The organism is Kordia sp. E, from assembly GCF_056033805.1.
Genome location: NZ_JBRASR010000002.1, coordinates 1,112,228 through 1,136,338, shown reverse-complemented (window position 1 = coordinate 1,136,338; position 24,111 = coordinate 1,112,228). Strand labels below are relative to the sequence as shown.

Here is a 24,111-nt window from a genome sequence, read left to right as displayed (position 1 = left end):
TTATCCTTTTTTATTTAAAATTTAGCATTTTACATTTATAATTGACTTTTGTTGATTCGTTATTCATAAAAAATAATTCTCAAGCTTCCTGAAGGTCTTCTAAGATTTCAAGTTCTTTTAATACTTGCTTTCTTATGAAAATAAATAATACGATAAAAGATACAACATAAGATATTACAATGTAATAGAAAAATCCTCTTGATAGATATTGGTAAAAATAGTACGACATAATTATAAAACCTATGTTGTAAATGATTAGTAATACCGGAATGATTCTGAAAGCGAGCGTTTTTCGTTTTTGATAATACGCTATTAATTGTTCTTTGAATTCTACAAATGATAGTAAAACGTTTATTTTTTTGAGTTGTTGCTGACTTCGCATTTCAATATACACTCGCACTAAAACAACACCAATAAGCAATGACATTCCTATAAGTGGTCCGTTTTGTTTGTAAGCCGATATGTAGAAGAAAAATAGGATTAGAATTGCTATTGTGCTTCCTAAGATGAGTTGTGTTAGTCGTTGTTTTTTACGAAGATAAGTTAGTTTTTGCTTTGCTGGCTCAAAGTCAGGAAGCGTTGTTGCAGCTTCTGAGTTTGCTTGTTGTTGCCATGTATTTTGTATGTCTTTAAATTCCATTAGGATACACATTTTGTTAGTTTTTCTTTTATTCTATGAACTAGTACACGAATGTTTTGATGTGAATGTCCCGTTACTTCCGCTATTTCTTTTTGCGGTAAACCTTCTAGTACTAGTAAAATGATGATTCGTTCCGTTTCTTTTAACTTATGAATACAGCTATACATTTGTTTCAAACGGTTTTGATCGTCATTTTCTGCTTCAATATTGTTATCGTCTTTTATTTCTGTAAAGCTGATTTTTTTCTTCTTTTTGTTTTTTCGAATGAATAATAAACAGACATTGACTGTAATTCTGTAAATCCACGTTCCGATGCTCGATTTTTGCTGAAATTCATCCAAATGCTCCCACACTTTTATAAATACATCTTGTGCTAAATCGTTCGCTATAGCTTCATCACCATTTACATATCCAAGACAAAGTCGATGTACTTTGCTGTAGTGTTCTTGATATATTTTTGTGAATTGTTGTGACAATGGTTTTTTGTTTTTAATTTGATTTTTATGATGTAATTATTTGATAAATATCTAATTTAATCAATTGTAATTTTTTAGTTTTTGATTTTCGTTTTCTTTGTTTGCCCAAAGAAAAGAAACAAAAGAAACGGCACTTTTCCAGAGGTGTTTCTAGTTTTTTGTATTTAAAAACTAGAATCGTAGTAATTTTTCTAAATTTTTTCCAAGGCTTCAAAAATTCTTAACGAAAAATTTCTACTACACTTCGGAAAAGAAAAACTAAATGACAACCTTTGCAATTCCACTTTTCGCTTACTATTTCTTAAGATCGCCATTTTTACCTTTTCAACTATTTTAGAAGCTTTTGAATTTCTTTCAGAAACCAATCTTGTTTGTCAAACATAATAAAGTGTGCAGAATCGTCCACATAGATGATGTCTTTTTTGGCCAACTTTTTATATTGTTTTGTATATAGTTCTTCCACTTGCTTTCTTGGATACATACTTACAGCTGCCATAATTGTTACTGGGATTTTTATGTTTTGAATGGCTTCTCTGAGATCTAATTTTAACAAATCTACATATCCGTACACATATGTTTTTCTGTCCGCTTGTTGCATCCATGAAACTAGTATAGGTTGTTTTTCTTTGTTGAATGTCATTCCTGCTGCCATTTGTGTTGCCATTTGCTTGAAAGCTTCATCATTCATGGCAATTTGTTGCTTTGAGAATGGATTGTCATACGAAACATTTTCAGGTGTAAAGTTAGGAATCATTAATGCACCAATACTAGGAAGTGCATCTACGATGATCAGTTTTTTATAAAGATTTTCGTTTTCAGAAGCTAGCCACAATGCCAACGATCCGCCCATACTGTGCCCGATGATTGTAGGTTTTTGTAATTTTTTTCGAGCTACATATGTTGAGACATCATTTTTAATTGTTTCTAACCAAGGTGATTCAATTGGTGAAACTGTTCCAAATCCGGCAAATGTAAATACATGACATTCATAGTTTTTTGAGAGTTCTTTTACGGTTTCGTCCCAAACGTCTCCAGTGCAACTAAATCCTGGAAATAGTAATACTGGATTTCCTTTTCCTGTTATTTCTACATGGAATGATTTTTCTTGCGCTATTCCTGCAAAGGAAATAAACATACATAGTGCGATTGTGATTTTTTGTAAGGTATTCATCTGTTTGTTTTTTGTTTTGATTTTCCCTTTAGATACAGTTTGTGTAGAAATGTTACAAAAAGTTTTCAACTTTTAGATCGCTTCGCTTATTAGAGCGCTTTGCTGTTGGAGTATAGATTATTTTATGTTGAATATTGTTTGTTGCTTGTTAATTTGTTATTTTTTTTAACTCTTCACTTTTAACTCATAACTTATTTTTTACATATTTTTGCTTCCTTATTAATTCCATAAAATTCATAATTTATGCTCGGAGTCGCAAAACGATTAATTGTAGATGAAAATATAAAAAGAACGGCTTGTGATAAATGCAATGCAGAAGAGTCGTTGAATGTAAAAGTGTATTCGAAATTCTTTATGCTAAAGTTTTTACCTTTTGCATTGACTAGAGAAATTTATGTATCCTGTACTTCATGCAAACGATTTGAAACAAACTTAGCTATCTTTCCGAAACGCACAAAAGACAGAATTGAAGCTGTTACAGACGATGCAAAACATCCTTGGTATTTGTATTTAGGATATATTATTATTCCTGGCTTAATTTTAATTGCGTTGGTTGCAAAACAATAATTACTTTCATTTATTTTCTGTCATTCCTGCGTAGGCAGGAATCCATATTATTCTAAAGTGGATTCCGCAACAAGTACGGAATGACATATTTAACTATTTTGACGTTTTGAGCTTGCTTTAAATCTAATGCAAAACTCTTAACTTTTTACCACGAATGTTTTTAGCGTTTTCTGATCGTAAGTTATAATTATACAAATCGTCACTTCGAGTAATTTTCGATAGAAAATTGTATCGAGAAGTGCTTTGAAGTTCTGAGTAGATCTCGATACAATTTTTCTTCATTATATTCCGAAAAATCACTCGACCTGACGTTTTTAACTTGCTTTGAATCCAACTCGAAACTTTGAACTACTTAACTTTCTATCCGTTTATTTAGTTGTTTGATGAAATACGAAGGATGGATTTCTGTGACTTTGTAGAAGCTTTTTGAGAAAGATTCTGCGTTTTTGAAACCGACTTCCGCTGCAATGGCTTTGATGGTATAATTTCTAAATACTGTTTCTTCTTTTAGTTTTGAAATAGCATACTGTACGCGTAATTCATTTATATAACTTGTGAAGTTCTTTTGGTAATGCCAATTGATGACTTTAGATAGGTATTTCGGATTCGTTTCAAGGTTTTTAGCTAGTTCTGTGAGCGTAACTTGCTTTCTGTAATCTTCTGATGCTTCAAACTTAGCTAAACCTTTTAGAATGCTTTTTACAATCGCTTCTGAGATTCCAATTTCTTTTTTCTCTGAAGTGTCTTTTTCATCTGTCACATCGAGCGCAGTCGAGATGCTTTTTTCCTTACCTGAGCTTTTCGTCATCAAATTTTCAAAACGTTGTTTGTAATATTTTTGACGACGATATACATAGAATAATATACCTGAAATTATTACTAAAATTGCGCTAATGATTCCGAAACTGTATTTCCAAGCGTTTTTATCGTTCTGTATTTTTTCTAATAACGCTGCACGATCCGCGATTGCTTGTGGAGTTTCGTATTTTTTTTCAATAGTTTCTGTAACATATGTATAGGTGGAATCAATAATTTTATCAGTTTCTATCAAACGATCATAATATTTGATTTGATTCTCCACATCATTTTTACTTTTGTAATAATCAATGATGTGTTCATACGCATTCCGCATTTCTGGGAAAATATCTTTCGTAGCTTGATAAATAGAATCTGTTTTTAAGAAGTGAAATTGCGCTTTCTCGGGTTGATTGAGTTTGTTGTAGCTTTTTCCTAGATAATAGTTACTCATTGCTTTCCCATGGTCATCTTCGTGTGGTAATGCTTTTTGTAGGCTATCAATTGCTACTTCATAATTTTTTAGATAATATTGTGCAGTTCCTCCGTCAGAAATAAATTCATAGTACATCAAAGTGTCTTTATAAGCTATACTTTCTAAAACTCCTTTTTCAGCAATTCTTAACCCTTCTACATATCTTTCGTTTCTTTGATAATCTCTAGATAAACCAGCTAAAGTGTATAAATACTTTATTTTAAAATCTTGAATGCTTTCTCGATTATTAATTAAAAATTCTAAACTTTCTTTAGAAAAACTAAGAGTTTCTTTATTAGAATTCCAATTTGAATTTAAAGCTATTATCGCATTTCTGACATCAAATTCAATATTAACATTTGGGTTTTTCCCTAGAGCTTTCAATGCTTTAAAATAAGAATTTAAAGACTCTTGATACTTACCTATTTCATACAGATAAACTCCTTTATTACTATAACCCAATGCTGGATATAAAAAATGATTTTGATCTTTAGAAATATTTATTGTGCTGTCAATATAAATTATAGCTAATTCTGCCTCCTCAAAAAAAGATTTATAAAAATATCCTCTTGCAATTTTTATGGTGTCGTTATCCAATTTTGCACGTCTTAAATATTCTTGTGTGTATATTTTTGATAATTCTACCTTATTAAATTTCGTGTCATTAATAAGTTTATACAACTCCTCATAACTATACTTAGCCAAAGAATCATTTTGCTGTTGTTGTTGTGCGTTTAGAAAGGTGTTTACACTAAAACATAGGACAAGAAAGAGGAAATACGGGAGTTTTTGATTCATGGTAAGTATGTAGCAATTTCAGTAAAGATATAGTATGGCGTTTTTAGTAAGGCGTAACTTCGACTTTTGACATATATTTTCGATGAAAATTATAATAGTATCAGCATTTTTGATTTTTTGTGGATTCCTGCCTGCGCAGGAATGACAGTTGAACCAAAAAAAATCACTCGATCTGACGTTTGGAATTTGAAGCGTCATTGCGAGAATTTCGAAGAAACTTGTGGCAATCTGTTGATAATATACACAAAATTGCATTTGAAACAAACAGATTACTTCGTCATGCTTCCTCGTAAGGACGTTTCAAAAGAAATATTAATAATGGAAATTCTTGTTGTCATTCCTGCGTAGGCAGGAATCCATGTTATTCTAAAGCGGATTCCGCAACAAGTGCGGAATGACAGATCTAACTATTTTGATATTTATCAAGTTGTTTGATGAAATACGAAGGATAAATTCCTGTGACTTTATAGAAAGTTTTTGAGAAAGATTCTGTACTTCCAAAACCTGCTTCTTTTGCAATGGCTTTGATGGTATAGTTTCTGAATTTTGAATCTGATTTGAGTTTGGAAACTACATATTCCACACGCAATTCATTGATATAACTCGTGAAATTCTTTTTGTAATGCCAATTGATAACTTTAGATAGGTATTTTGGATTCGTTTCAAGGTTTTTAGCTAGTTCTGTGAGCGTAACTTGCTTTTGAAAACCTTGGCTAGTCTCAAAGGTTGATAAGCCTTTTAGAATGCTTTTTACGATTGTTTCAGGAATTCCAATGTCTTGTTTTGCTTGTTTTTCATTTGTCACATCACGCGCAGTCGAAATGTTTTTTACATCATCTGAATTGTTTGACATTAGATTTTCAAAACGCTTTTTGTAATATTTTTGACGACGAAATACAAAGAGTAATATTCCTGAAATTATTGCTAAAATAGCACTGATAATTCCGAAACTGTATTTCCAAGAGCTTTCATTGGCTTTGGCTTCTTCTACTAAGCGTGCACGCTCTGCAATGGCTTGTGGTGTATCGAATTTCTTTTCAACAGTATTTGTAACATACGTATAGGTAGAATCAATGATTTTATCGGTTTCTATCAAACGATCATAATATTTTATTTGATTTTCTGCATCATTTTTACTTTTGTAGTAATCTATGATGTGTTCATAGGTATTTCGCATTTCTGGGAAAATATCTTTCGTGGCTTGGTAAATAGAATCTGTTTTTAAGAAGTGAAATTGTGCTTTCTCGGGTTGATTGAGTTTGTCGTAGCTTTTGGCTAGGTAATAGTTACTCATTGCTTTTCCGTGATCACTTCTGTATGGTAATGCTTTTTGTAAGCTATCGATAGATCCTTCATAACTTTTAAGATAATATAGAACTGTTCCTGCTAAAGAGACAAATTCATAATATTCTACAGTATTATTTGTATTTATTGTTTCTCTGATTCCTTTTATTGCTATTTCTAGTCCTTTTTCATATTTATAATTTCGTACATATCTTTTAGATAAGTTATTTAAACTTATTAAATAATCTTCTCTAAAATTAATTTTATAATCTTTTTGAGATTTAATAAAATTAAAATTTTCAAGTTCATAAGCTAACATTTCATCACTTGAAATCCAACTAGCCTTAACAGTAATTATTGCATTTCTAATATCAATTTCTAAAGATGTATTTTTGTTAGTTTTAAGAACTTGTAAAGCTTTAAAGAAATTATCAATAGCTCTTTTATTTCCACCAAGTTCATATAAACAAATGCCTTTATTTTGATAAGCTAAAGCAGGAAAAAATTTATCTTGTTTATTCAAACTATATTTAATAACACTATCAATACAATTTAATTCTTTTTTAGAGTTACTTTTAAATTCAAAATATTTAGATAAAAAAAAGTAGCCATAATAAATTCTCACCGTATCTTTATCACTAATTGATCTTTTCAAATATTCATCAATATATACTTTTGCCAACTCATTATTAGAATTTCTGTATTTAGCTCTAAAAGCTCTAAGTTTCTCATAACTATACTTCGCCAAAGAATCATTTTGTTGTTCTTGTTGCGCGTTTAGAAAAGTATTCAAACTAAAACAGAGGAAAAGAAAGAGGAAATATGGGGATTTTTGGTTCATGGAGGTTTGTAGTAGTTTTTGCAAAGATATGGAATGGTAGTTTGGTACGAAATGACTTTGTGTTTTAACGTGTTTTTTTCGATGAAAATTATGTTTCTAATTTAAACTTATTGATTACGTTCATTTTTTCTTGATAAAAAACGAACCAAAAAATCAAGTCTGTCTATAGGAAATTGCTACGCATCATTCTCTAGCTAAACTTCATGCTTGAAGCTGCGCTTCGCAATTCCGTTTGCTAGTTCATTATTTCTGAAGACAGACACAATAGTAAACGAGAACCTTTTTGTAATAAAGCAAAAAACCTCATGTTTCCATGAGGTTTTTTAATTCTATAATGTGAGTACACTGAGGCACTCGAAGTGTATGCTTAGTTATTCAATGCTTCAGCTCCACCAACGATCTCAAGGATTTCGTTTGTAATGGCAGCTTGTCGTGCTTTGTTGTACGTTAATGTTAATGAGTCTCTTAATTCTCCTGCATTGTCCGTTGCTTTGTGCATCGCAGTCATACGCGCACCGTGCTCACTTGCGAAAGAATCTCTGATTCCTTTGTACAATTGTGTTTTTAATGATTTTGGAATCAATTCTTCAACGATTTCTGCTTTTGATGGCTCAAAAACATAGTCCAATTGAACACTTGAATCAGCTTCCATTGGTACAATTGGTAAAAATTGTTCCGTCATGATGATTTGTGTCGCTGCATTTTTGAATTTGTTATAGACAATCTCGATTTTATCGTATGATCCATCTACAAATAATTCCATTAGCTTTTCAGCAATCTCAGCCACATTATCAAATGTTAACGTATCAAAAATATCACTACGATTTTCAATAATCGTATTTGTTTTAGATAAGATATCGTTTCCTTTTTTTCCAATCGATAATACATCAACTTGCTTACCTGCGTATGTTTCGTTGATTAAACGATTAGATTGTTTGATAATGTTAGAGTTGAATGCTCCACATAATCCTCTATTAGATGTAATAGCTACTATAAGTACTTTGTTTACTTCACGCTGCGTAGCAAATTTGCTTCCGCTATCTGCATCAAGTGTTGCACTTAAACTTTGTAATAATTCTGTAAGTTTGTTTGCATACGGACGCATCGCTGTGATGGCATCTTGTGCTTTTTTCAACTTTGCCGCCGATACCATTTTCATAGCACTCGTGATCTGCATTGTTGATTTTACAGAACTAATTCTATTACGTATTTCTTTTAAGTTTGCCATTTGTGTTTAGTATTGAGTATTGAGTGATTAGTCGTGAGACCAATACGCTATACTATATTTTATGTTGAAAGTACAAAGCATCTAATTTTAGACACTTTGTACTCAATACTAATTACTAGTTATATTTCGCAGACATTTCTTTACAAACAGTTGTTAATGTGTCTGTAACTTCGTCTGTTAGTTTCCCTGCTTTTAATGTATCTAAAACACCTCTGTGTTTCGCGTTTAAGAATTCAATGAAATCTCTTTCAAATTCTTTTACTTTGTTTACAGGAACGTCTTTTAATAAGTTTTTAGATCCAGCATAGATAATTGCAACTTGGTCTTCTACTGCAAACGGCTCATTTTGCCCTTGCTTTAAGATTTCCACGTTACGCTTTCCTTTGTTAATTACGTTTAACGTAACTGCATCTAAGTCAGAACCAAACTTTGCGAATGCTTCTAATTCACGATATTGTGCTTGATCTAGTTTTAACGTACCAGATACTTTTTTCATTGATTTAATCTGTGCGTTTCCTCCAACACGAGATACAGAGATACCTACGTTAATTGCTGGACGAACACCAGAGTTAAATAAATCACCATCTAAGAAGATCTGTCCATCTGTAATCGAAATTACGTTTGTTGGAATATATGCAGATACATCTCCTGCTTGTGTTTCAATGATTGGTAACGCTGTTAACGATCCACCACCTTTTACAAGAGGTTTTAATGAATCTGGAAGATCATTCATTTCCTTTGCAATAGCGTCATTGTTGATCACTTTTGCAGAACGCTCTAATAAACGAGAGTGAAGGTAGAATACATCTCCAGGGTATGCTTCACGTCCTGGTGGACGACGTAATAATAAAGATACTTCACGGTATGCAACGGCTTGTTTAGATAAATCATCATAAACAATTAATGCTGGACGACCAGTATCTCTAAAGTATTCTCCAATAGATGCTCCAGTAAATGGTGCATATACTTGCATTGCAGCAGGATCTGATGCATTTGCAGCTACTATTGTTGTGTATGCTAAAGCTCCTTTTTCTTCTAAAGTCTTAGCAATAAGTGCTACTGTTGAAGCTTTTTGTCCAACGGCAACATATATACAATATACAGGCTCACCTGCATCGTAAAATTCTTTTTGATTTAGAATTGCATCAATACAAACGGCAGTTTTTCCAGTTTGTCTATCTCCAATTACCAATTCACGTTGTCCTCTACCTACTGGAATCATTGCATCAATTGCTTTAATTCCTGTTTGTAATGGTTCTGTAACTGGTTCACGATAAATAACTCCAGGTGCTTTACGCTCTAAAGGCATTTCGTATGTTGTACCTTCAATAGGACCTTTTCCATCAATTGGATTTCCTAATGTGTTTACAACACGTCCAACAATACCTTCTCCTACTTGGATAGATGCGATACGTTGTGTACGTTTTACTGTTCCACCTTCTCTGATACTTTGTGAAGATCCTAATAAAACCACACCAACATTATCTTCTTCAAGGTTTAATACAATTCCTTCAAGTCCGCCGTCAAATTCTACTAATTCTCCGTATTGAGCGTTCGCTAATCCGTAAACACGAGCGATTCCATCACCTACTTGTAGTACAGTTCCAACTTCGTCAAGTGAAGCTGTAGCTTCAAATCCTGAAAGTTGTTTTTTTAATATTGCTGATACCTCAGCAGCTTTAACTTCTGCCATTCTATTTAGTATTTAATTTTGAGAGAAAGATCGTTTTAGATTGTTTAATTGGTTTGCGATGCTTGCATTGTATTGCAAATCACCTAAACGCAAGATAAACCCACCTATGATACTTTCGTCGATTTTGTTTTCTATGATTACTTCATTACTAGTAAGATCTTTGATCTTAGCTAATACTTTATTTTTTAACGTATCTGTCAAAGGAACTGCTGTTGTTACTACTGCAACTTGTTTTCCTTGTGCTTCATCAAATAAGACAGCATATTGTGCTGCTACATTGTCTAATAAATCAACACGTTTGTTCGCTACTAAAACGTCAATTAATCCTTCAGATATTGCATGAGTTCCTTTAAAGATCTCTTGCAAAGCTGCTTTTTTAATTTCAACTTTTACGATAGGACTGTTTAGCATTAATCGTAATTCTTTGCTATTTGTAACCGTTTTCACGATTCCATCCATATCCTTCGCTACAGCTTCTCCTGCTTTTTGATCTTGTGCCAATGCTAAGATAGCTTTTGCATAGCGTATTGCTGCTCTAGAACCTGCCATAGTATTGTTATTAGTTTAGTGTAACGTCTCCAAGCATTTTATCTACTAAAGATAATTGCTTGTCTTTATCTGCTAATTCACCACGTACAACTTTTTCTGCAATTTCTACAGAGATGTTAGCTACTTGGTTTTTTAATTCTGCTAATGCCGCTTGTTTTTCACTACGGATGCTTTCTTGTGCTTGAACAATCATTTTGCTTGCTTGCTCTTGTGCTTCACCTTTTGCATCAGCGATCAATTTTTCTTTGATCTCACGTGCTTCTTTTAGCATTCCTTCTCTTTCTGCACGTGCTTCTTTTAAAAGCTTCTCGTTATCAGATTGAAGATTTTGCATTTCTTTCTTTGCATTTTCAGCAGCATCTAAAGCTCCTTGAATACCTTCTTCTCTTTCATTTAATGAATTTAAAATAGGTTTCCAAGCGAATTTTATCATTAAGAAAATTAATAATAATAATAGTACTGTTTGTACTAGAAATAATCCTGGTGAAAAATCATTTAATAACTTATCCATTATAATCTGTAATTATATTGTGTTTGTTTTGTTTAATTTTTAAGTATTTCCTGCAACCAACCGTTACAGGAGAATACCTAATGTCTTTGTTCAGTTCTTATTTTCCTAAGAATAAAGCTCCGAATGCTAAACCTTCTAAAAGTGCAGCGATAATAATCATCGCAGTTTGGATTTTTCCTGTTGCTTCTGGCTGACGAGCAATTCCTTCCATTGCTTTTCCACCGATTTGACCAAGACCAATTCCTGCTCCAATTACGATTAATCCTGCTCCAATTAAATTGTACATAATAAATTGATTTTAATAATTAAACAAACTCTTTATTTAGTGATGTGCTTCTTCTACTGCCATACCGATGAATAATGCTGATAGCATTGTAAAGATATATGCTTGTAAGAAGGCAACTAACACTTCTATTAATGTTATAAAAAATGATAATACTAAAGACAATCCTGTTGCGCCAACAACTCCTAATGATTGTTTTAGTGTAAACATAATTGCAATTAAGCTCATTACTACAATGTGCCCTGCAGATATGTTTGCAAACAAACGTACTAGTAATGAGAATGGCTTAATTACCAATGCTCCTGCTAATTCGATTATTGCTAATACTGGACGTATTAGTATTGGCACTCCTGGCATCCATAAGATGTGTCCCCAATAGTGCTTGTTTCCACTTGCTGTATAAATTACTAACGTGAATATTGCCAAACAAGCTGTTACGGCTAACTGACCTGTTACGTTAAATCCAAGTGGTGTTAATCCTAATAAATTTAATATCCAGATAAAGAAGAATACTGTCATTAAATATCCAGTAAATCTTCTGTAATGTTTTTCTCCGATGTTTGGACGTGCAATTTCGTCTCTTACATATAATACTAAAGGCTCTAATACTCTACCAAAACCTGTTGGTACTTGTCTCTTTTTGTATTGACGTGCTAATGATGAGAACCACCATAGTAATAACAAACCAACTAATAAAACTCCCATTACACTTTTAGTGATTGAGAAATCTAGTACTTTGTGTGCATTTGTTGCGTGATGATCTACAAATTCTACATGATCGCCAGCTTCTATTTCGTAGATTTTACCGTGAATTTTTGCCAATTTCACATCTCCTTTTGCCACAACAACATGTCCATCATCATTGTGATGAAATTCAGAAGACATAAACGTTTTTAATCCACCACTTGTCCAAACAATTACTGGTAATGGAAAACCAAAATGTTTTCTTTCACCTGCATCGCTTGTATAAGAGAATAAGTTAAAATCGTGTGAATCTTGAATATGGTGAAGAATGTATTCTTCTACTTCTTCTCTGGTATTGATCATACCACCATCATTCTGATCGTCGTGTTTTTTGTCTGTATCACTAGCAGAACCATGAAAAGAACATAGTGCTATTGCTAATACTGTAAGAAACTTGATAGATTTTTGTACTATCTTCATAATTGATTTATTCAAAAATTACCCTTCGTAAATTCTGCGCAAAATTAAACAATTAATTAGAAATACACCCTTTTTTTCAACTTTATTTAGGAGAATGAGTTTTGTTCAAGATTTTGATAATAAAGTAGACCTCTAGTATTAGGAAAGTTACCATTGGAATTAGCAGTGATATTCGCTGTATATTTGATAGTTTTTCGGCAGTAATTACTGGATTATAAAAAATAGCGCCAAAAGCAACTATTTTTAGCACAAAAGAAGCTAAGTATATGAATCCCAACTGCGGACCTATTTTTTCGTTATTTGACAACAATGTAAAGATGATACAGAGTTGCAACGAAAAGAATGCGTGAAATGCATACATGTTTCGCAATGAAAACCCAAGTGTAATTCCTTGACTTTCGATATAGTAATTGTGCATGAAATCTCCTAAGAAAAACAACATTCCAAACGCCAGCATGTAAACGAGGATTTGTTTACCCATCATTGGTGATTTTTAATACTTGTTTAATGATGAGATACATGGATGCAAAGATTCCAAAAAGTGTAAGACTTGTTTCCCAAAATGTTTGATCATATTTTACATCAAGCCAATTTCCTAAATAGTTACAGGCATAAATGGTGAGTCCCATTTGCAATCCTGCGCCACTTAGTCGCATTGCTTTATTTGCTGTTGATCTTGGTTTTTTGTTTTTCACATTAGTGCATTAATATGCAAACATATACATTAGGATAAAAATATTGATGAAAGTAACCAAATTAAAGAAAAGAGTTATTTCTTAATACTTAGTTCTTTTTACTTCAAACCATCTTCATCAGTATATTTTACAATGTTTGACACTATAAGAGCTATAGCTACTATAAGTCCAAGAATAGTAAGTGTAATTTCCCAATACTCTTTTTCATATTCAACATCAAGCCATTGACCTGCCCAATTGAATATAATTAAGATAATTCCCATTATTATAGCCAAGACTATAAGTCTTAAACCACTACTAAGCTGTCTTTTCGGCTTTTTTTCCTTCACTTGTGTTTAGTTCTTTGATTCCTGTTTTCATAGCACATGTAGCGTTAAAAGTTGCTCCAGGGTCTATAGAAAGTTTACTTACGGTAACTTCACCTTCAATGATTGCTGTACTTTTTAGCGTTAGCAAATTAGAAACAATTAGTTCTCCATGAAATTTCCCTTCAATATCTGCATTGGCACAAACTACTTTTCCAGTAATTACACCACTTGCTCCAATGACTATTTTACCAGAAGTTTCTACACTTCCTTCTAGTTTTCCATCTATTCTAAAATCGGCCTCTGAGACGACATCACCTTTTATGTGTGTTGATTTTCCTATTCGGTTCGATTGTCCACGCGTTTCGTTGGAAGCACGCTTTTTTTTAGATTCTGAAAACATGATTTTTTTAGGTTTGAGGGATTAGTTTGGTCAGTTATTAATGATTAGTTTACTTCATTTAAGTTTTTGTGAATTTGCACAATTTGATAGTTCTCAGATGATAGTACGATGTAATCATTTTCTATAAGATATCTAGGGTTTGTACGTAACATGTCTTCAAAACTCACGGCTCTTAATTTAGTATTGAATCCATGTACGACAATAAATAGTTCGTTTCTGTTGTATATATCTTGCGTAACAGATAAAGATCGATATCCGAATTCTTCTAATGCATCTTTTAACTTTTTATCTAACGCTTCGATAGCTTCTTTTTCTCCTGTGTTGAATTTGTAGATGATTTTAAAGTGCCTTGATTTGTCATCATTTAGCAATACTTTGTTTGCTAGTTTTGGCAATGAACTTTTGAGGATTTCTTGCGCACGCTTTCCTTCATCATCATTTGGATAGTTTAAGGCTACAAAGTTTAACGCCTTTTTGTACGCTACAAGTCCATCTAATCTAGCTAGCGTAATTGCTTTTAACATTTCAAATTTTGGCACAATTTCTTCACCTGTAAATTGTCGAATGTATTTTTCAGCATCAGCTAAAGCACCATTGAAATCTTGATTTGCAAATTTCTTGTATGTGTTAGCATATAGGTTTTCAGGACTGTTTTCGTCAGACGCAATAACATCTTGCGGATTTCTTAAAATCTGTGCATAACGACTTTGTCCATGATTGTTTAAAATATCGTTTTTGTAATCGTTTGCTTTGTCCGATTCTAAAAGCGTGTATATTTTGTATAAGTTGTATTTTGAAGGAAGAATTAATTTTTCTTCAGGATTGTTTTCTAATAGCTGCTCTAAACGATCTGCCGCCAATTGATATTCTTTAAATTTTTCCTTGTAGATTAATCCTAGTTGGTAGTATGCAAAGTTTCTTTCTTTACCAATGCTATCAATTACTTTTTCATCTGAAGGAATTTTATCTGTGTAAAAAGCTACCGAAAAGATATCATTTTCACCTTTACCATTTGCAGCATCTTTACTTTCTCCGCGCGTGTTGGCTCTTACAACAGTTTGCTTGTTTGATAAACGCCAGTTATCTTCTAACTCACGATCTCCCCATTTTTTTCTGAATTCGTTTTTACCATACGCAGCTGTCGTTTGATTGTAAAAGTAAAATTCATCACTTCCCGATCTGTTTGTCACATTGTTTCTACTGCTGGCAAATTCATTTGCTACAAAGTTTTCTTTTTGCTTTTCAGCTTCCAATTGCGCAGCTTCTTCTGCTTTTAGGATATCTATGTGCTTCTGAAAATACGATGTGCGTTCTTCTTCTGACAAACTCACTAAGGTTAAAATACTATCATTTACATATGCTATATCTTCGTATTTGATAACATCTTCTAAGTTTGCTCTCTTTTTTTCAATACGTCTAAATTTCTTCGTATTCTTTTTTAGGTTTAATAGTGTACTGTCATAATACTTTCCTGCATCTTTATACTTGGCTTCATCAAAACGCAATGCAGCCACATTTTCGTAGTCTAACGCTTTTAAGTATCTATCTTTAGTTGCTTTTTTAATTGACTTGTTAAAGAATTCTTCTGCAAGTACTAGCGAATCATTTTCTAAATGATATTCTGCTAATTGACGGTATATTCTATCTAAAAAAGGTCTGTTTTCACGATCTTCTGCTAAATCTGTCAGCATTTCCAAAAACTCTTCTTTGTTTTCAGGAGTTACTTCAAAGTTTCTCGCTTTTTCAATGTGTGCATTAATCATGTACACTCTTGGCGATTTTCTATTGAGATCAATTACTTTATCAAAAGCAATATTTGCGCTGTCTTTGTGTCCAAGTTCATTAAATAATTGTCCAATGATATAGTTGTAACGTCCTTGTTCTTCACGTTTTTTTGTAGCTGCTGCGGCAAGTTTCATCACTTGTACAGCGCTATCTTTATGTTTTAGATTGATGTACGCCTGACCTAATACAGCATTTGCATCTGCATATTCTTGATCTTCTAATTTTTCAAAACGTAAGATTCGCTTCAAGTTTGCAATGGCAAATTCATCATTTTCTAAACGTAAGTGTGTTTTTTCGCGCCAAATACGCGCTTCATTGATTTTATCACTATCCGGATATTCTCCTAAGATGTAGTTGAATGCTTCTAATGCTGGAATAAAACGTTGATCAAAATACCGTGCTTCACCTAATAGTAAGTAGGCTTCGTCCATTTGTGGATTGCGCTGCGTACCTCCAATTTCCATGGAATGTTTTTGAATCGCTTTTACTGCTTTTTCTTCTGCTTTTTCGAAGTTCGGATTTTTTCCACCTTGCCCTGGAAGCGTTAAATCGTCCAAAATTTCCATACGTTCTATAGGAAGAATTTCCCAATAGTTATCGACATAAGCATTCATTAATGCTTCACGACCTTCTTCAAAGGCTACTTTTCCATTGAATAATACATTGTATTTTGTAGTGACAGAATGAAAGTTTCTGTTGATAAATGTATCTTTTTTGGTAGAACAGCTAAAGAGTAAAATCCCTAATACTGATAGTGTTACCGATATATATAGTGTTTTCTTCAAGGTGAATCAATTTTGTATTTGTAAAACTAAAAACTTAATCATTTAGTATACAGAAGGGTAAAAATACATTTCTTTTTGAAAAAATTAATAAAAACGTGCGTAAAATGTGGGTTTTGGAGTTTTAAGGCTTGGGTTTCTTTAAGTCGTTTTGCTCCTTAATTTATTGGTTTGTTTGCTAAAAAGTATGTTTTTAAATATTCAATACTAGTATCTAGCTATTTTTTTGGGTTTTTAGCATTAATTCTTTTTCGTAATTCGTGTCAAATCCGATATAGGTTATTTCATCAATTTTTATTTTTTCATTTTCGACCCATTCAGCATCTTCATTTATGAGTTTTAATTCCACTTCTGTTTCTGAAAGGTTTTTAATTACACCTACAAAATATGAATCATTATCACCTTCGGTAAAGATTGCAATTAACTTTTCGTTTTTCAATTCTGACAAACAGTCGAAAAAAGTGTTCATTTTTTCGAGTGGTAATTTGTCAATAAATTCGGCAGCATTGTTATTTTTTATTTCACTTAGTTCTTCGTCATTCCATTCACGATATCTATTAATTTCATAATTCCTAATGATGGCAAATCCGTCAAATTCTTTAGTTTCTTCATTGAAGCAATTAAAAACAAATACTTCATCATTCGATTTTATGCAAATCCCAGCATATACTTCATCTCTGTTCGGAGCTAAGTCAACATAAATTGGCGTTTTATTTTTGATTTCGTTTTCCATTTTTTCAAATGATTTTTATTTTAAATGTTTGATAACGTATACAAAACAATAGTTATTATTGTTAAAGCTATAGTAATCTTATATAAGATCAAAGTGGTTTGTGAGAATTTAGTAATAACTACTTTCGCGTTAAGGATAGGAGCATTGTTTGAGCTCTTTTTGGTTTGGATTCCTGCCTACGCAGGAATGACAAAACGAGAAAGCGAGTACGGATAGCCTGACCGCATAAAAAAGCACTATACGTTACATTTCGAGTTACCTCAATGTTTCATATAGTGCTTTTTTATTGTGGGAACGCCCAAGTTTTATGTATAATTTTAATATCTCGTATTCATATTTGAAAGCTGGAAATTTACGAGTTTATATCACTCAATAGTTTTTTAAAGCCTAAAATTGATTTTTTCTTAACTTCTTCTTCTTGGAATTGTTCTGAAATTTGAACACATTGAATTGGAAGTTGATTTTTTTCGTTTGAGGTTAAGTTTTTTAAACAATTTGAAGATAACATGATTGCACCATCTACACTACCATCACTGATATTTTTTATGCATTCGCGTTCGCGTTTTGGTTCTTCAAAAGATTGAAATAATACAATGCGGTATCCAAATTTTGAAGCTGCTTTTTCAATGTAATATAAAAAACAACTATAAAAAGTAGTATTGATTTGTGGAATGATAATCGCAATGGCTTTTGTTTGTTTTTTACGCAAAGCAACCGCATAATTATTGGGCACATAATTGTGTTTAGACGCAATTTTTTGAATGGTTTTTCGTGTGGTAAGGCTAATGTCAAATTTATTATTCAACGCTTTTGAAACCGTTGAAACTGAAAAACCAGATAATTGCGATAATTGTTTTAATGTGATTGCTGATTGCGAAAAATTCATTTTTTTACGTCTTTTATAATCTGGATAGCTTCTTTTGTAAGTGCCTCAATTTTTTCTAAATCGAAGTCACCATTTTCTTTTTTCTTCATCAATTTTGAGCCCATTCCAACACAAGTTGCGCCAGCATTGAACCAACCTTCTAAGTTTTCTTTCGTTGGAGCAACACCACCAGTTGGCATAACGCTTGTCCAAGGTTGTGGCCCTTTGATTGCTTTGATAAATTTTGGCCCGTAAATTCCACCAGGGAATAGTTTTACAATTTCGCAACCTAATTCTTCTGCTCTTGCAATTTCTGTCAACGATCCGCAACCTGGCGACCACAATACTTTGCGTCGGTTACAAACAATTGCGATGTCTTCTCGCAATACTGGTGTTACGATAAAATTTGCACCAAGTGACATATATAAAGAAGCGGCAGCAGCATCTGTAACTGAACCAACTCCCATGATCATTCCTGGTAATTCAGCGATGGCATATTTTGTTAATGCACCAAAAACTTCATGAGCAAAATCGCCACGTGCTGTAAATTCTAGTAGACGAGCGCCTCCATCATAACAAGCTTTCAGTACTTTTTTGCTTACTTCTATATCATTGTTGAAAAATAGCGGAACCATTCCCGTTTCTTTCATTACCTGTGCTACTTCTAGTCTTGAATATTGTGCCATTGGTATATTTATTTTGTCTTAAATTTTATCTTGCAACTCTTCCTGAAGCATCTCCACCCATTAGTTTTTCTACTTCTGCAATCGTTGATAAGTTAGCGTCTCCTTTGATTGTGTGTTTTAAACAAGATGCAGCTACTGCAAAATCTAATGCATTTTGGTCATCTTCAGGGTATTTTAGTAATCCGTAGATTAATCCTCCCATAAATGAATCACCACCACCAACTCTGTCTACGATATCTGTAATTTGATATTGACGAGTTTCATACATTTTTGAACCATCATATAAAACGCCTGCCCATGTATTGTGAGAAGCAGATATAGAACCTCTTAATGTGGTAATTACTTTTTTAGCTCTTGGGAATTTCTCCATCATTTGTTTACAAACTGACAAGAAAGCTTCTGCTTTTACATCGTGTCCGTGTTTATGAACATCTAACCCTTCTGGATGAATACCAAAGTGCTTTTCTGCATCTTCTTCGTTTCCTAAGATAATGTCACAATACGACGTTAATTCGGTCATTATTGCTTCACGATCACCGCCATATTTCCAAAGTTTGGCTCTGTAGTTTAGATCTGTAGAAATTGTGATTCCTTTAGCACTTGCTGCTTTTACAGCTTCTAAACAAACATCTGCGGCTCCTTGTGATATTGCAGGTGTAATACCTGTCCAATGAAACCATTCAACACCATCAAATACAGCATCCCAATCAATCATTCCAGATTTTACTTCAGCTATAGCTGAATGTGCTCTGTCATAAACAACTTTACTTCCTCTACTTACTGCACCAGTTTCTAAGAAATAGATTCCTAAACGGTCTCCACCCCAAACAATTTTGTTGACACCAACACCACGTTTTCGCATTTCCATCATGGCACATTGTCCGATATCATTATTTGGTAATCGTGTTACAAAATCAACATCAACTCCGTAATTGGCTAATGAAACAGCTACGTTAGATTCTCCGCCGCCATATACTACATCGAAACTATTTGTTTGAGAGAATCTTAAAAATCCGGGAGGAGCTAATCGAAGCATGATTTCTCCAAAAGTGACTACTTTGCTCATTTTTATATTGTCTTAAATTGTTAAAATATCTTTTTTGCTTAAACGTTTAACCAAATCGTTAAAAATAAATCAAAACGGAGTTGTTTTGATTTTTAAGTATAAAAAAGCTACTTTTGCTTAAACGTTTAAGCAAATATATAAAAACTTAATGAAAAAAAAAAGAACTACGATAAAAGACATTGCTAATGTGTTGAATATTTCGCCTGCAGCTGTATCAAAAGCCTTTCATGATGATTCTAGAATAAGTGCAAAAACCAAAGCTGCTGTTAAACGTGTTGCCAAGGAATTAAACTATCAGCCAAATCATTTAGCAAGTGCATTGCGAAAAGGAAAAAGCAATTTAGTTGGCGTCATTGTCCCTAGAACAAGTAGTAACTTTTTTTCATCGGTGATTCAAAATATTGAAGAAGTACTGAATAAAGAAGGCTATAATATTATCATTACACAATCTAACGAGTCTTTTGAGAAAGAATGTAGAAATATAGATACCTTACTTTTTACGCAAGTTGATGGTATTATTGCTTCTATGGCGAATGAAACCGTAGATTTATCGTACTATGAAAAAATAAAGTCTAAAGGAATTCCATTGGTATTATTTGATAGAGGAGAGAATGATTTGAATGTTGATTATATTGGAATTAACGATTACGATAGTAGTTTTATGATTGTTGAACATCTTATCTCAAAAGGATGTAAACGTATAGCTCATATTGGCGGTTTTAGGCATACGCGAATTTTTAATAATAGAATTCGAGGTTATATAGATGCCATTCACAAATATAATTTGCCACATGAAAATGATTTATTAGTTGAGAGCAGCTTAACATTAGAAGATGGAAAGTTGAAAATGCAAGAATTATTAGCATTAGAAAATCCTCCAGATGCTGTTTATATAGCTGGAGATTATGCAGCTTTGGGTGCGTTGCAATTGTTGAAAGAAAAGAATATTAATGTACCAGATGATATTTGCTTGGTTGGTTTTGGGAACGAACCTTTTACTTCGTTAGTAACACCAACGATTACAAGCATTAATCAACATAGTGAACAAATAGGGCGATTGGCCGCCGAAACTTTTTTGGAGCGTGTTAAAATGGATACCGTAACACAAACGCTGAATAAAATTATTTTAGACGCAGCTTTGATTGAACGTGATTCTTCTATAAAAGACTAAGCGTTATTGTTTTAAAAACAATAACGCTTAGCGTGCTAAAAAAACCAAATTTCATTTATATTTTATATTCCTAACGCTTGTCCACCACCAATTTGGATCGTTTCAGCTGTTATGAATGATGCGTCTTTACTAGCTAAGAAAGAAATAACGCCTGCTACATCTTCTGGCTGACCTAATCTTCCTAACATAATATTGTTGGCCCAAGAAGCAAAAACTTCTGGTTTTGTTGATTTAATTTGTGCGTGAAAAGGCGTGTCAATCGTACCTGGTGATACTGCATTTGATCTAATACCATATTCAGCTAAGTCTTTGGCTAACGCTCTTGTTATTGCATGCACACCTGCTTTTGATGTTCCATAGATTCCTGCTCCAGGTCCACCTGCAGTCCATCCTGCATTTGATGTGTAGTTAATGATAGAAGGATGTTCTCCTTTTTTTAGGAATGGTATCGCAGCTCTTGAAGCAAAAAATACAGAATCAAGGTTTAGTGCCATTACAAAACGATAGAAGTCAGTTGTCATTTCTTCAAAACGAGATCTTCCACCTAATCCACCAGCATTGTTAACTAGCACATCTATTTTACCATATTTTTCACCTATTTTGGTGATGTTTGCTGTTACTTCTTCTTCTTTTGTAACATCAAATCCATAGTATTCAGCGTCGATTCCTGCGTCTGTAAGTTGTTTTAATTTTTCAGCCCCAGCAGCGTCATCTATACCATTTAAAACAACAGTATATCCATCTTCACCTAATCTTTTTGCTACTTCAAAACCGATGCCGCCTGTAGCTCCAGTAATTATTGCAACTTTTCCTTTATTTTTACTCATAATGCTTATGATTATTTTATGTTTTATTTTATTTCTTTTTTTATGCTTCTATTGTTTTTCTAACTGGACCAATATTTTTTATTAGAATAAATATTGCTAAAACTCCCAATGCTACTGAAACACATATGGCAATAAATGCTGGTACGTACGATCCTCCAGCAGTGATTTGACCAATAAACCAATTCATAATTATTGGAGATACTGCTGCTATCATTCCTGCTAATCCTGCTAGTGTACCTACAGATGGACCTCTAAATAAATCGCTTGATATTGTTTGTATGTTTCCAATAGCAAATTGAAATCCAAATAATGCAAGTCCGGCTAAATAGATGAATGTCATAAAATTGTCTTCTTGAACGAACATAATTATACATACAAATGCTATCAATACTAAAAGACCTCCTAATGCTATTGTTGCTTTTCGAGATATATCTACAGAATATTTTTTTATGAGTTCTTTCACAAACATTCCTCCTACTATACTTCCAACAGCAGCCATTAAATAAGATATCCACATCGTATTTGCTATTTGCTCTATGCTTAATCCAAATTGATCATTTAAATATATTGGCATCCATCCTGCAAAAAACCACCAAATTGGCTCTATAAAAAATCGACAAACTAATACGCCCCAAGATTCTTTATGACTAAGTATTTGACCAATACTTAAGCTTTTTGCCTTTACTGTTGTTGTGTCTTCTTCTACTTTATCTATTCTACTAGAGAGAATTAAATTTCTTTCTTTTTCTGTTACCCAAGGATGCTTTTCTGGAGTTGATCTGTTTAAAAACAACCAAGGAATTACCCATAGTACTCCAACGACTCCTAAGATTACATAGGTAGTTTGCCACCCAAATCTTGTATACAAGAATACAATTACAAATGGAGCAATAACATTTCCTATAGATGCTCCAGAGTTAAAAATACCTTGTGCTAACGCTCTTTGTTTTACGGGAAACCATTCTCCATTACTTTTTACAGCACCAGGCCATAAACCAGCTTCTCCTAAACCTAGAAGACCTCTAACAATAGAAAGTGATATTAAACCTCTAGCAAATGCATGAAATGCTGCAGCTACCGACCAAACAATAATTGAAACGGTAAAACCTAAGCGAGTTCCTATGATATCATATAATTTACCTGATGCAAATTTACCAATGGCATAACATGCTAAAAACACATTAAGCATGATAGCATAATCAGATTTATCCATGCCCAAGTCTTCACCCATTTGCGGCCAGAGTAGTGCAAAAGCAGTTCTATCGATATAGTTTATTACTGTAGCTATAAAGATTAACCCTATAATCCACCAGCGTAATCCTTTTATTTTCATATTGTATGTATGTGATATACGAATCCTTGTACATCAAGCATTTGTATATTAGTTGTTTGAGCAAATTTGCTCAGTTATATTGTGTGTAATTTGTAATGAGAAGAAATGCGAATTACAGTTTCTACATATAAAATTACGTCCCTCCAGTATGTGTTGTCTCAATGTTGAAGTCGTGCATCTTCAAGATTGCGTGTGTATTTTTCTTTTAAATATTATAACAATATTGGTATAATACTTCAAAATGTTCTTTCATTTTTTCTTTTGCTAATTGCGGATTTTGGTTTTTTATGGCATTAAAAATACTTTGATGCTCTATGATTCCTGATTCCGCTAAACTTTTATCACAAAAATGATATTTTTCAAAATTTGTAATGATTTCTGGTGTAATGATTAACATGAATGTATTCATGGTACTGTTACCAGAAGCTTTAGCAATGGCTAAATGAAATAGTAAATCTTCTTGAACGGCATCTTCGCCATTGTTTACTTTTTCTGTATAGGCATCTAAAGCTGCTTTCATTTTTATAAGATCTTCATCTGTTCTTCGTAGCGCTGCTAAACGAGCGGTTTTAAGCTCTAATAAAATTCGAGTTTCTACTAATGATTTAAAATCGGGATCTTCCAATCGAAGAATGTCTTCAATCATTCCATTCATTGCGGTAACGCCAATGTTTGCTACAAACGTTCCACTTTGCGGAATTGATTTGAGTAATCCATAGAATTCAAGTTTTTGAATAGCTTCCCTAACATTACTACGTGTGACTTCAAACTTTTCAGATAGCATACGCTCTGATGGAAGTTTATCGCCAGGCTCTAAATTCTTAACATTGATTAAATCGCGTATTTTAGCGATAATCGTTTTTTGAAGATCGAGTGTTTCTGTTTTTGTTACGGTGTCTAATTTCATACTTTAAATTCCTCTAATTGGTTAACCAGATTTGTATGTTAAATTTATAAAATTAATAAAGAATACATACTAACTTCT

General features: G+C 32.9%; 25 protein-coding genes. 2 read left to right on the top strand and 23 right to left on the bottom strand.

The features are described 5' to 3' along the window. Positions 1–79 precede the first annotated feature (79 nt). From ACUUYC_RS08095 to ACUUYC_RS08085, 3 genes are all read right to left on the bottom strand, one after another. Positions 80–640: a hypothetical protein gene (locus ACUUYC_RS08095; RefSeq protein WP_474265167.1), complete on the bottom strand. Its 561-nt coding sequence runs from the start codon at positions 638–640 to the stop codon at positions 80–82. Further along, entirely contained in the window at positions 640–1,116 is a 477-nt protein-coding gene (locus ACUUYC_RS08090) for an RNA polymerase sigma factor (RefSeq protein ID WP_474265166.1), read from the bottom strand. The genes ACUUYC_RS08095 and ACUUYC_RS08090 overlap by 1 nt, the downstream gene beginning before the upstream one ends. 328 nt (positions 1,117–1,444) lie before the next feature. Continuing rightward, positions 1,445–2,287 (bottom strand): alpha/beta fold hydrolase, encoded by an 843-nt coding sequence (locus ACUUYC_RS08085; protein ID WP_474265165.1) that lies wholly within the window; start codon positions 2,285–2,287, stop codon positions 1,445–1,447. Between the two features lie 243 nt (positions 2,288–2,530). Here ACUUYC_RS08085 and ACUUYC_RS08080 point away from each other — a divergent pair, with 243 nt between their 5' ends. Continuing rightward, a complete protein-coding gene (locus tag ACUUYC_RS08080) occupies positions 2,531–2,854 on the top strand; it encodes a hypothetical protein (protein ID WP_474265164.1) in 324 nt (107 codons plus the stop codon). Between the two features lie 352 nt (positions 2,855–3,206). Here ACUUYC_RS08080 and ACUUYC_RS08075 read toward each other — a convergent pair whose 3' ends face one another. The 17 genes from ACUUYC_RS08075 to ACUUYC_RS07995 all read right to left on the bottom strand — a co-directional run bounded on the left by ACUUYC_RS08075 (position 3,207) and on the right by ACUUYC_RS07995 (position 19,795). Then, on the bottom strand, positions 3,207–4,922 hold the full coding sequence (locus tag ACUUYC_RS08075; protein WP_474265163.1) for a helix-turn-helix domain-containing protein: 1,716 nt from the start codon (positions 4,920–4,922) through the stop codon (positions 3,207–3,209). A gap of 403 nt (positions 4,923–5,325) precedes the next feature. Then, on the bottom strand, positions 5,326–7,047 hold the full coding sequence (locus ACUUYC_RS08070) for a helix-turn-helix domain-containing protein (RefSeq protein WP_474265162.1): 1,722 nt from the start codon (positions 7,045–7,047) through the stop codon (positions 5,326–5,328). Positions 7,048–7,414: 367 nt separating this feature from the next. Then, a complete protein-coding gene (gene atpG / locus ACUUYC_RS08065) occupies positions 7,415–8,275 on the bottom strand; it encodes an ATP synthase F1 subunit gamma (RefSeq protein WP_474265160.1) in 861 nt (286 codons plus the stop codon). 115 nt (positions 8,276–8,390) lie between these two features. Beyond that, the gene (atpA, locus tag ACUUYC_RS08060; RefSeq protein WP_474265159.1) at positions 8,391–9,968 is read right to left on the bottom strand and encodes a F0F1 ATP synthase subunit alpha; all 1,578 of its coding nucleotides are present in this window, start codon (positions 9,966–9,968) and stop codon (positions 8,391–8,393) included. A 12-nt stretch (positions 9,969–9,980) separates the two neighbouring features. Then, positions 9,981–10,517, bottom strand: a complete 537-nt coding sequence (atpH, locus tag ACUUYC_RS08055; RefSeq protein ID WP_474265157.1) for an ATP synthase F1 subunit delta — start codon at positions 10,515–10,517, stop codon at positions 9,981–9,983. A 10-nt stretch (positions 10,518–10,527) separates the two neighbouring features. Beyond that, positions 10,528–11,028, bottom strand: coding sequence for a F0F1 ATP synthase subunit B (locus tag ACUUYC_RS08050; RefSeq protein ID WP_474265156.1), 501 nt, complete (start codon positions 11,026–11,028; stop codon positions 10,528–10,530). A 97-nt stretch (positions 11,029–11,125) separates the two neighbouring features. Then, positions 11,126–11,314, bottom strand: coding sequence for an ATP synthase F0 subunit C (gene atpE / locus ACUUYC_RS08045; RefSeq protein ID WP_013993139.1), 189 nt, complete (start codon positions 11,312–11,314; stop codon positions 11,126–11,128). A 36-nt stretch (positions 11,315–11,350) separates the two neighbouring features. After that, positions 11,351–12,475 (bottom strand): F0F1 ATP synthase subunit A, encoded by a 1,125-nt coding sequence (atpB, locus tag ACUUYC_RS08040; RefSeq protein WP_474265154.1) that lies wholly within the window; start codon positions 12,473–12,475, stop codon positions 11,351–11,353. 82 nt (positions 12,476–12,557) lie between these two features. Next, positions 12,558–12,956: a DUF6168 family protein gene (locus tag ACUUYC_RS08035; protein ID WP_474265153.1), complete on the bottom strand. Its 399-nt coding sequence runs from the start codon at positions 12,954–12,956 to the stop codon at positions 12,558–12,560. Further along, the gene (locus ACUUYC_RS08030) at positions 12,949–13,170 is read right to left on the bottom strand and encodes an AtpZ/AtpI family protein (RefSeq protein ID WP_474265152.1); all 222 of its coding nucleotides are present in this window, start codon (positions 13,168–13,170) and stop codon (positions 12,949–12,951) included. The genes ACUUYC_RS08035 and ACUUYC_RS08030 overlap by 8 nt, the downstream gene beginning before the upstream one ends. Before the next feature lie 98 nt (positions 13,171–13,268). Then, positions 13,269–13,445, bottom strand: a complete 177-nt coding sequence (locus tag ACUUYC_RS08025; RefSeq protein ID WP_474265151.1) for an AtpZ/AtpI family protein — start codon at positions 13,443–13,445, stop codon at positions 13,269–13,271. Positions 13,446–13,467: 22 nt separating this feature from the next. Beyond that, positions 13,468–13,878, bottom strand: coding sequence for a bactofilin family protein (locus ACUUYC_RS08020; protein ID WP_474265148.1), 411 nt, complete (start codon positions 13,876–13,878; stop codon positions 13,468–13,470). Between the two features lie 44 nt (positions 13,879–13,922). Beyond that, a complete protein-coding gene (porW, locus tag ACUUYC_RS08015) occupies positions 13,923–16,448 on the bottom strand; it encodes a type IX secretion system periplasmic lipoprotein PorW/SprE (protein ID WP_474265146.1) in 2,526 nt (841 codons plus the stop codon). A 211-nt stretch (positions 16,449–16,659) separates the two neighbouring features. Then, positions 16,660–17,178: a hypothetical protein gene (locus ACUUYC_RS08010; RefSeq protein WP_474265144.1), complete on the bottom strand. Its 519-nt coding sequence runs from the start codon at positions 17,176–17,178 to the stop codon at positions 16,660–16,662. A gap of 352 nt (positions 17,179–17,530) precedes the next feature. After that, complete coding sequence (locus tag ACUUYC_RS08005; RefSeq protein WP_474265143.1) at positions 17,531–18,064, bottom strand: LacI family DNA-binding transcriptional regulator; 534 nt, start codon at positions 18,062–18,064, stop codon at positions 17,531–17,533. Next, positions 18,061–18,729, bottom strand: coding sequence for a bifunctional 4-hydroxy-2-oxoglutarate aldolase/2-dehydro-3-deoxy-phosphogluconate aldolase (locus ACUUYC_RS08000; protein WP_474265142.1), 669 nt, complete (start codon positions 18,727–18,729; stop codon positions 18,061–18,063). Before ACUUYC_RS08000 ends, ACUUYC_RS08005 begins: the two co-directional genes overlap by 4 nt. A 25-nt stretch (positions 18,730–18,754) precedes the next feature. After that, positions 18,755–19,795 (bottom strand): PfkB family carbohydrate kinase, encoded by a 1,041-nt coding sequence (locus tag ACUUYC_RS07995; protein ID WP_474265141.1) that lies wholly within the window; start codon positions 19,793–19,795, stop codon positions 18,755–18,757. Positions 19,796–19,943: 148 nt separating this feature from the next. On the opposite strand from ACUUYC_RS07995, the gene ACUUYC_RS07990 reads away from it, so the two are divergent. Continuing rightward, on the top strand, positions 19,944–20,966 hold the full coding sequence (locus ACUUYC_RS07990; protein ID WP_474265140.1) for a LacI family DNA-binding transcriptional regulator: 1,023 nt from the start codon (positions 19,944–19,946) through the stop codon (positions 20,964–20,966). A 62-nt stretch (positions 20,967–21,028) separates the two neighbouring features. Here ACUUYC_RS07990 and ACUUYC_RS07985 read toward each other — a convergent pair whose 3' ends face one another. The 3 genes from ACUUYC_RS07985 to ACUUYC_RS07975 form a co-directional block, all read right to left on the bottom strand. Next, positions 21,029–21,793 carry an SDR family NAD(P)-dependent oxidoreductase gene (locus ACUUYC_RS07985; RefSeq protein WP_474265139.1) on the bottom strand — a complete coding sequence of 255 codons (765 nt, stop codon included), beginning with the start codon at positions 21,791–21,793 and terminating at the stop codon, positions 21,029–21,031. 40 nt (positions 21,794–21,833) lie between these two features. Beyond that, positions 21,834–23,126, bottom strand: coding sequence for an MFS transporter (locus ACUUYC_RS07980; RefSeq protein ID WP_474265138.1), 1,293 nt, complete (start codon positions 23,124–23,126; stop codon positions 21,834–21,836). 205 nt (positions 23,127–23,331) lie between these two features. Further along, the gene (locus tag ACUUYC_RS07975) at positions 23,332–24,033 is read right to left on the bottom strand and encodes a FadR/GntR family transcriptional regulator (protein ID WP_474265137.1); all 702 of its coding nucleotides are present in this window, start codon (positions 24,031–24,033) and stop codon (positions 23,332–23,334) included. Positions 24,034–24,111 lie beyond the last annotated feature (78 nt).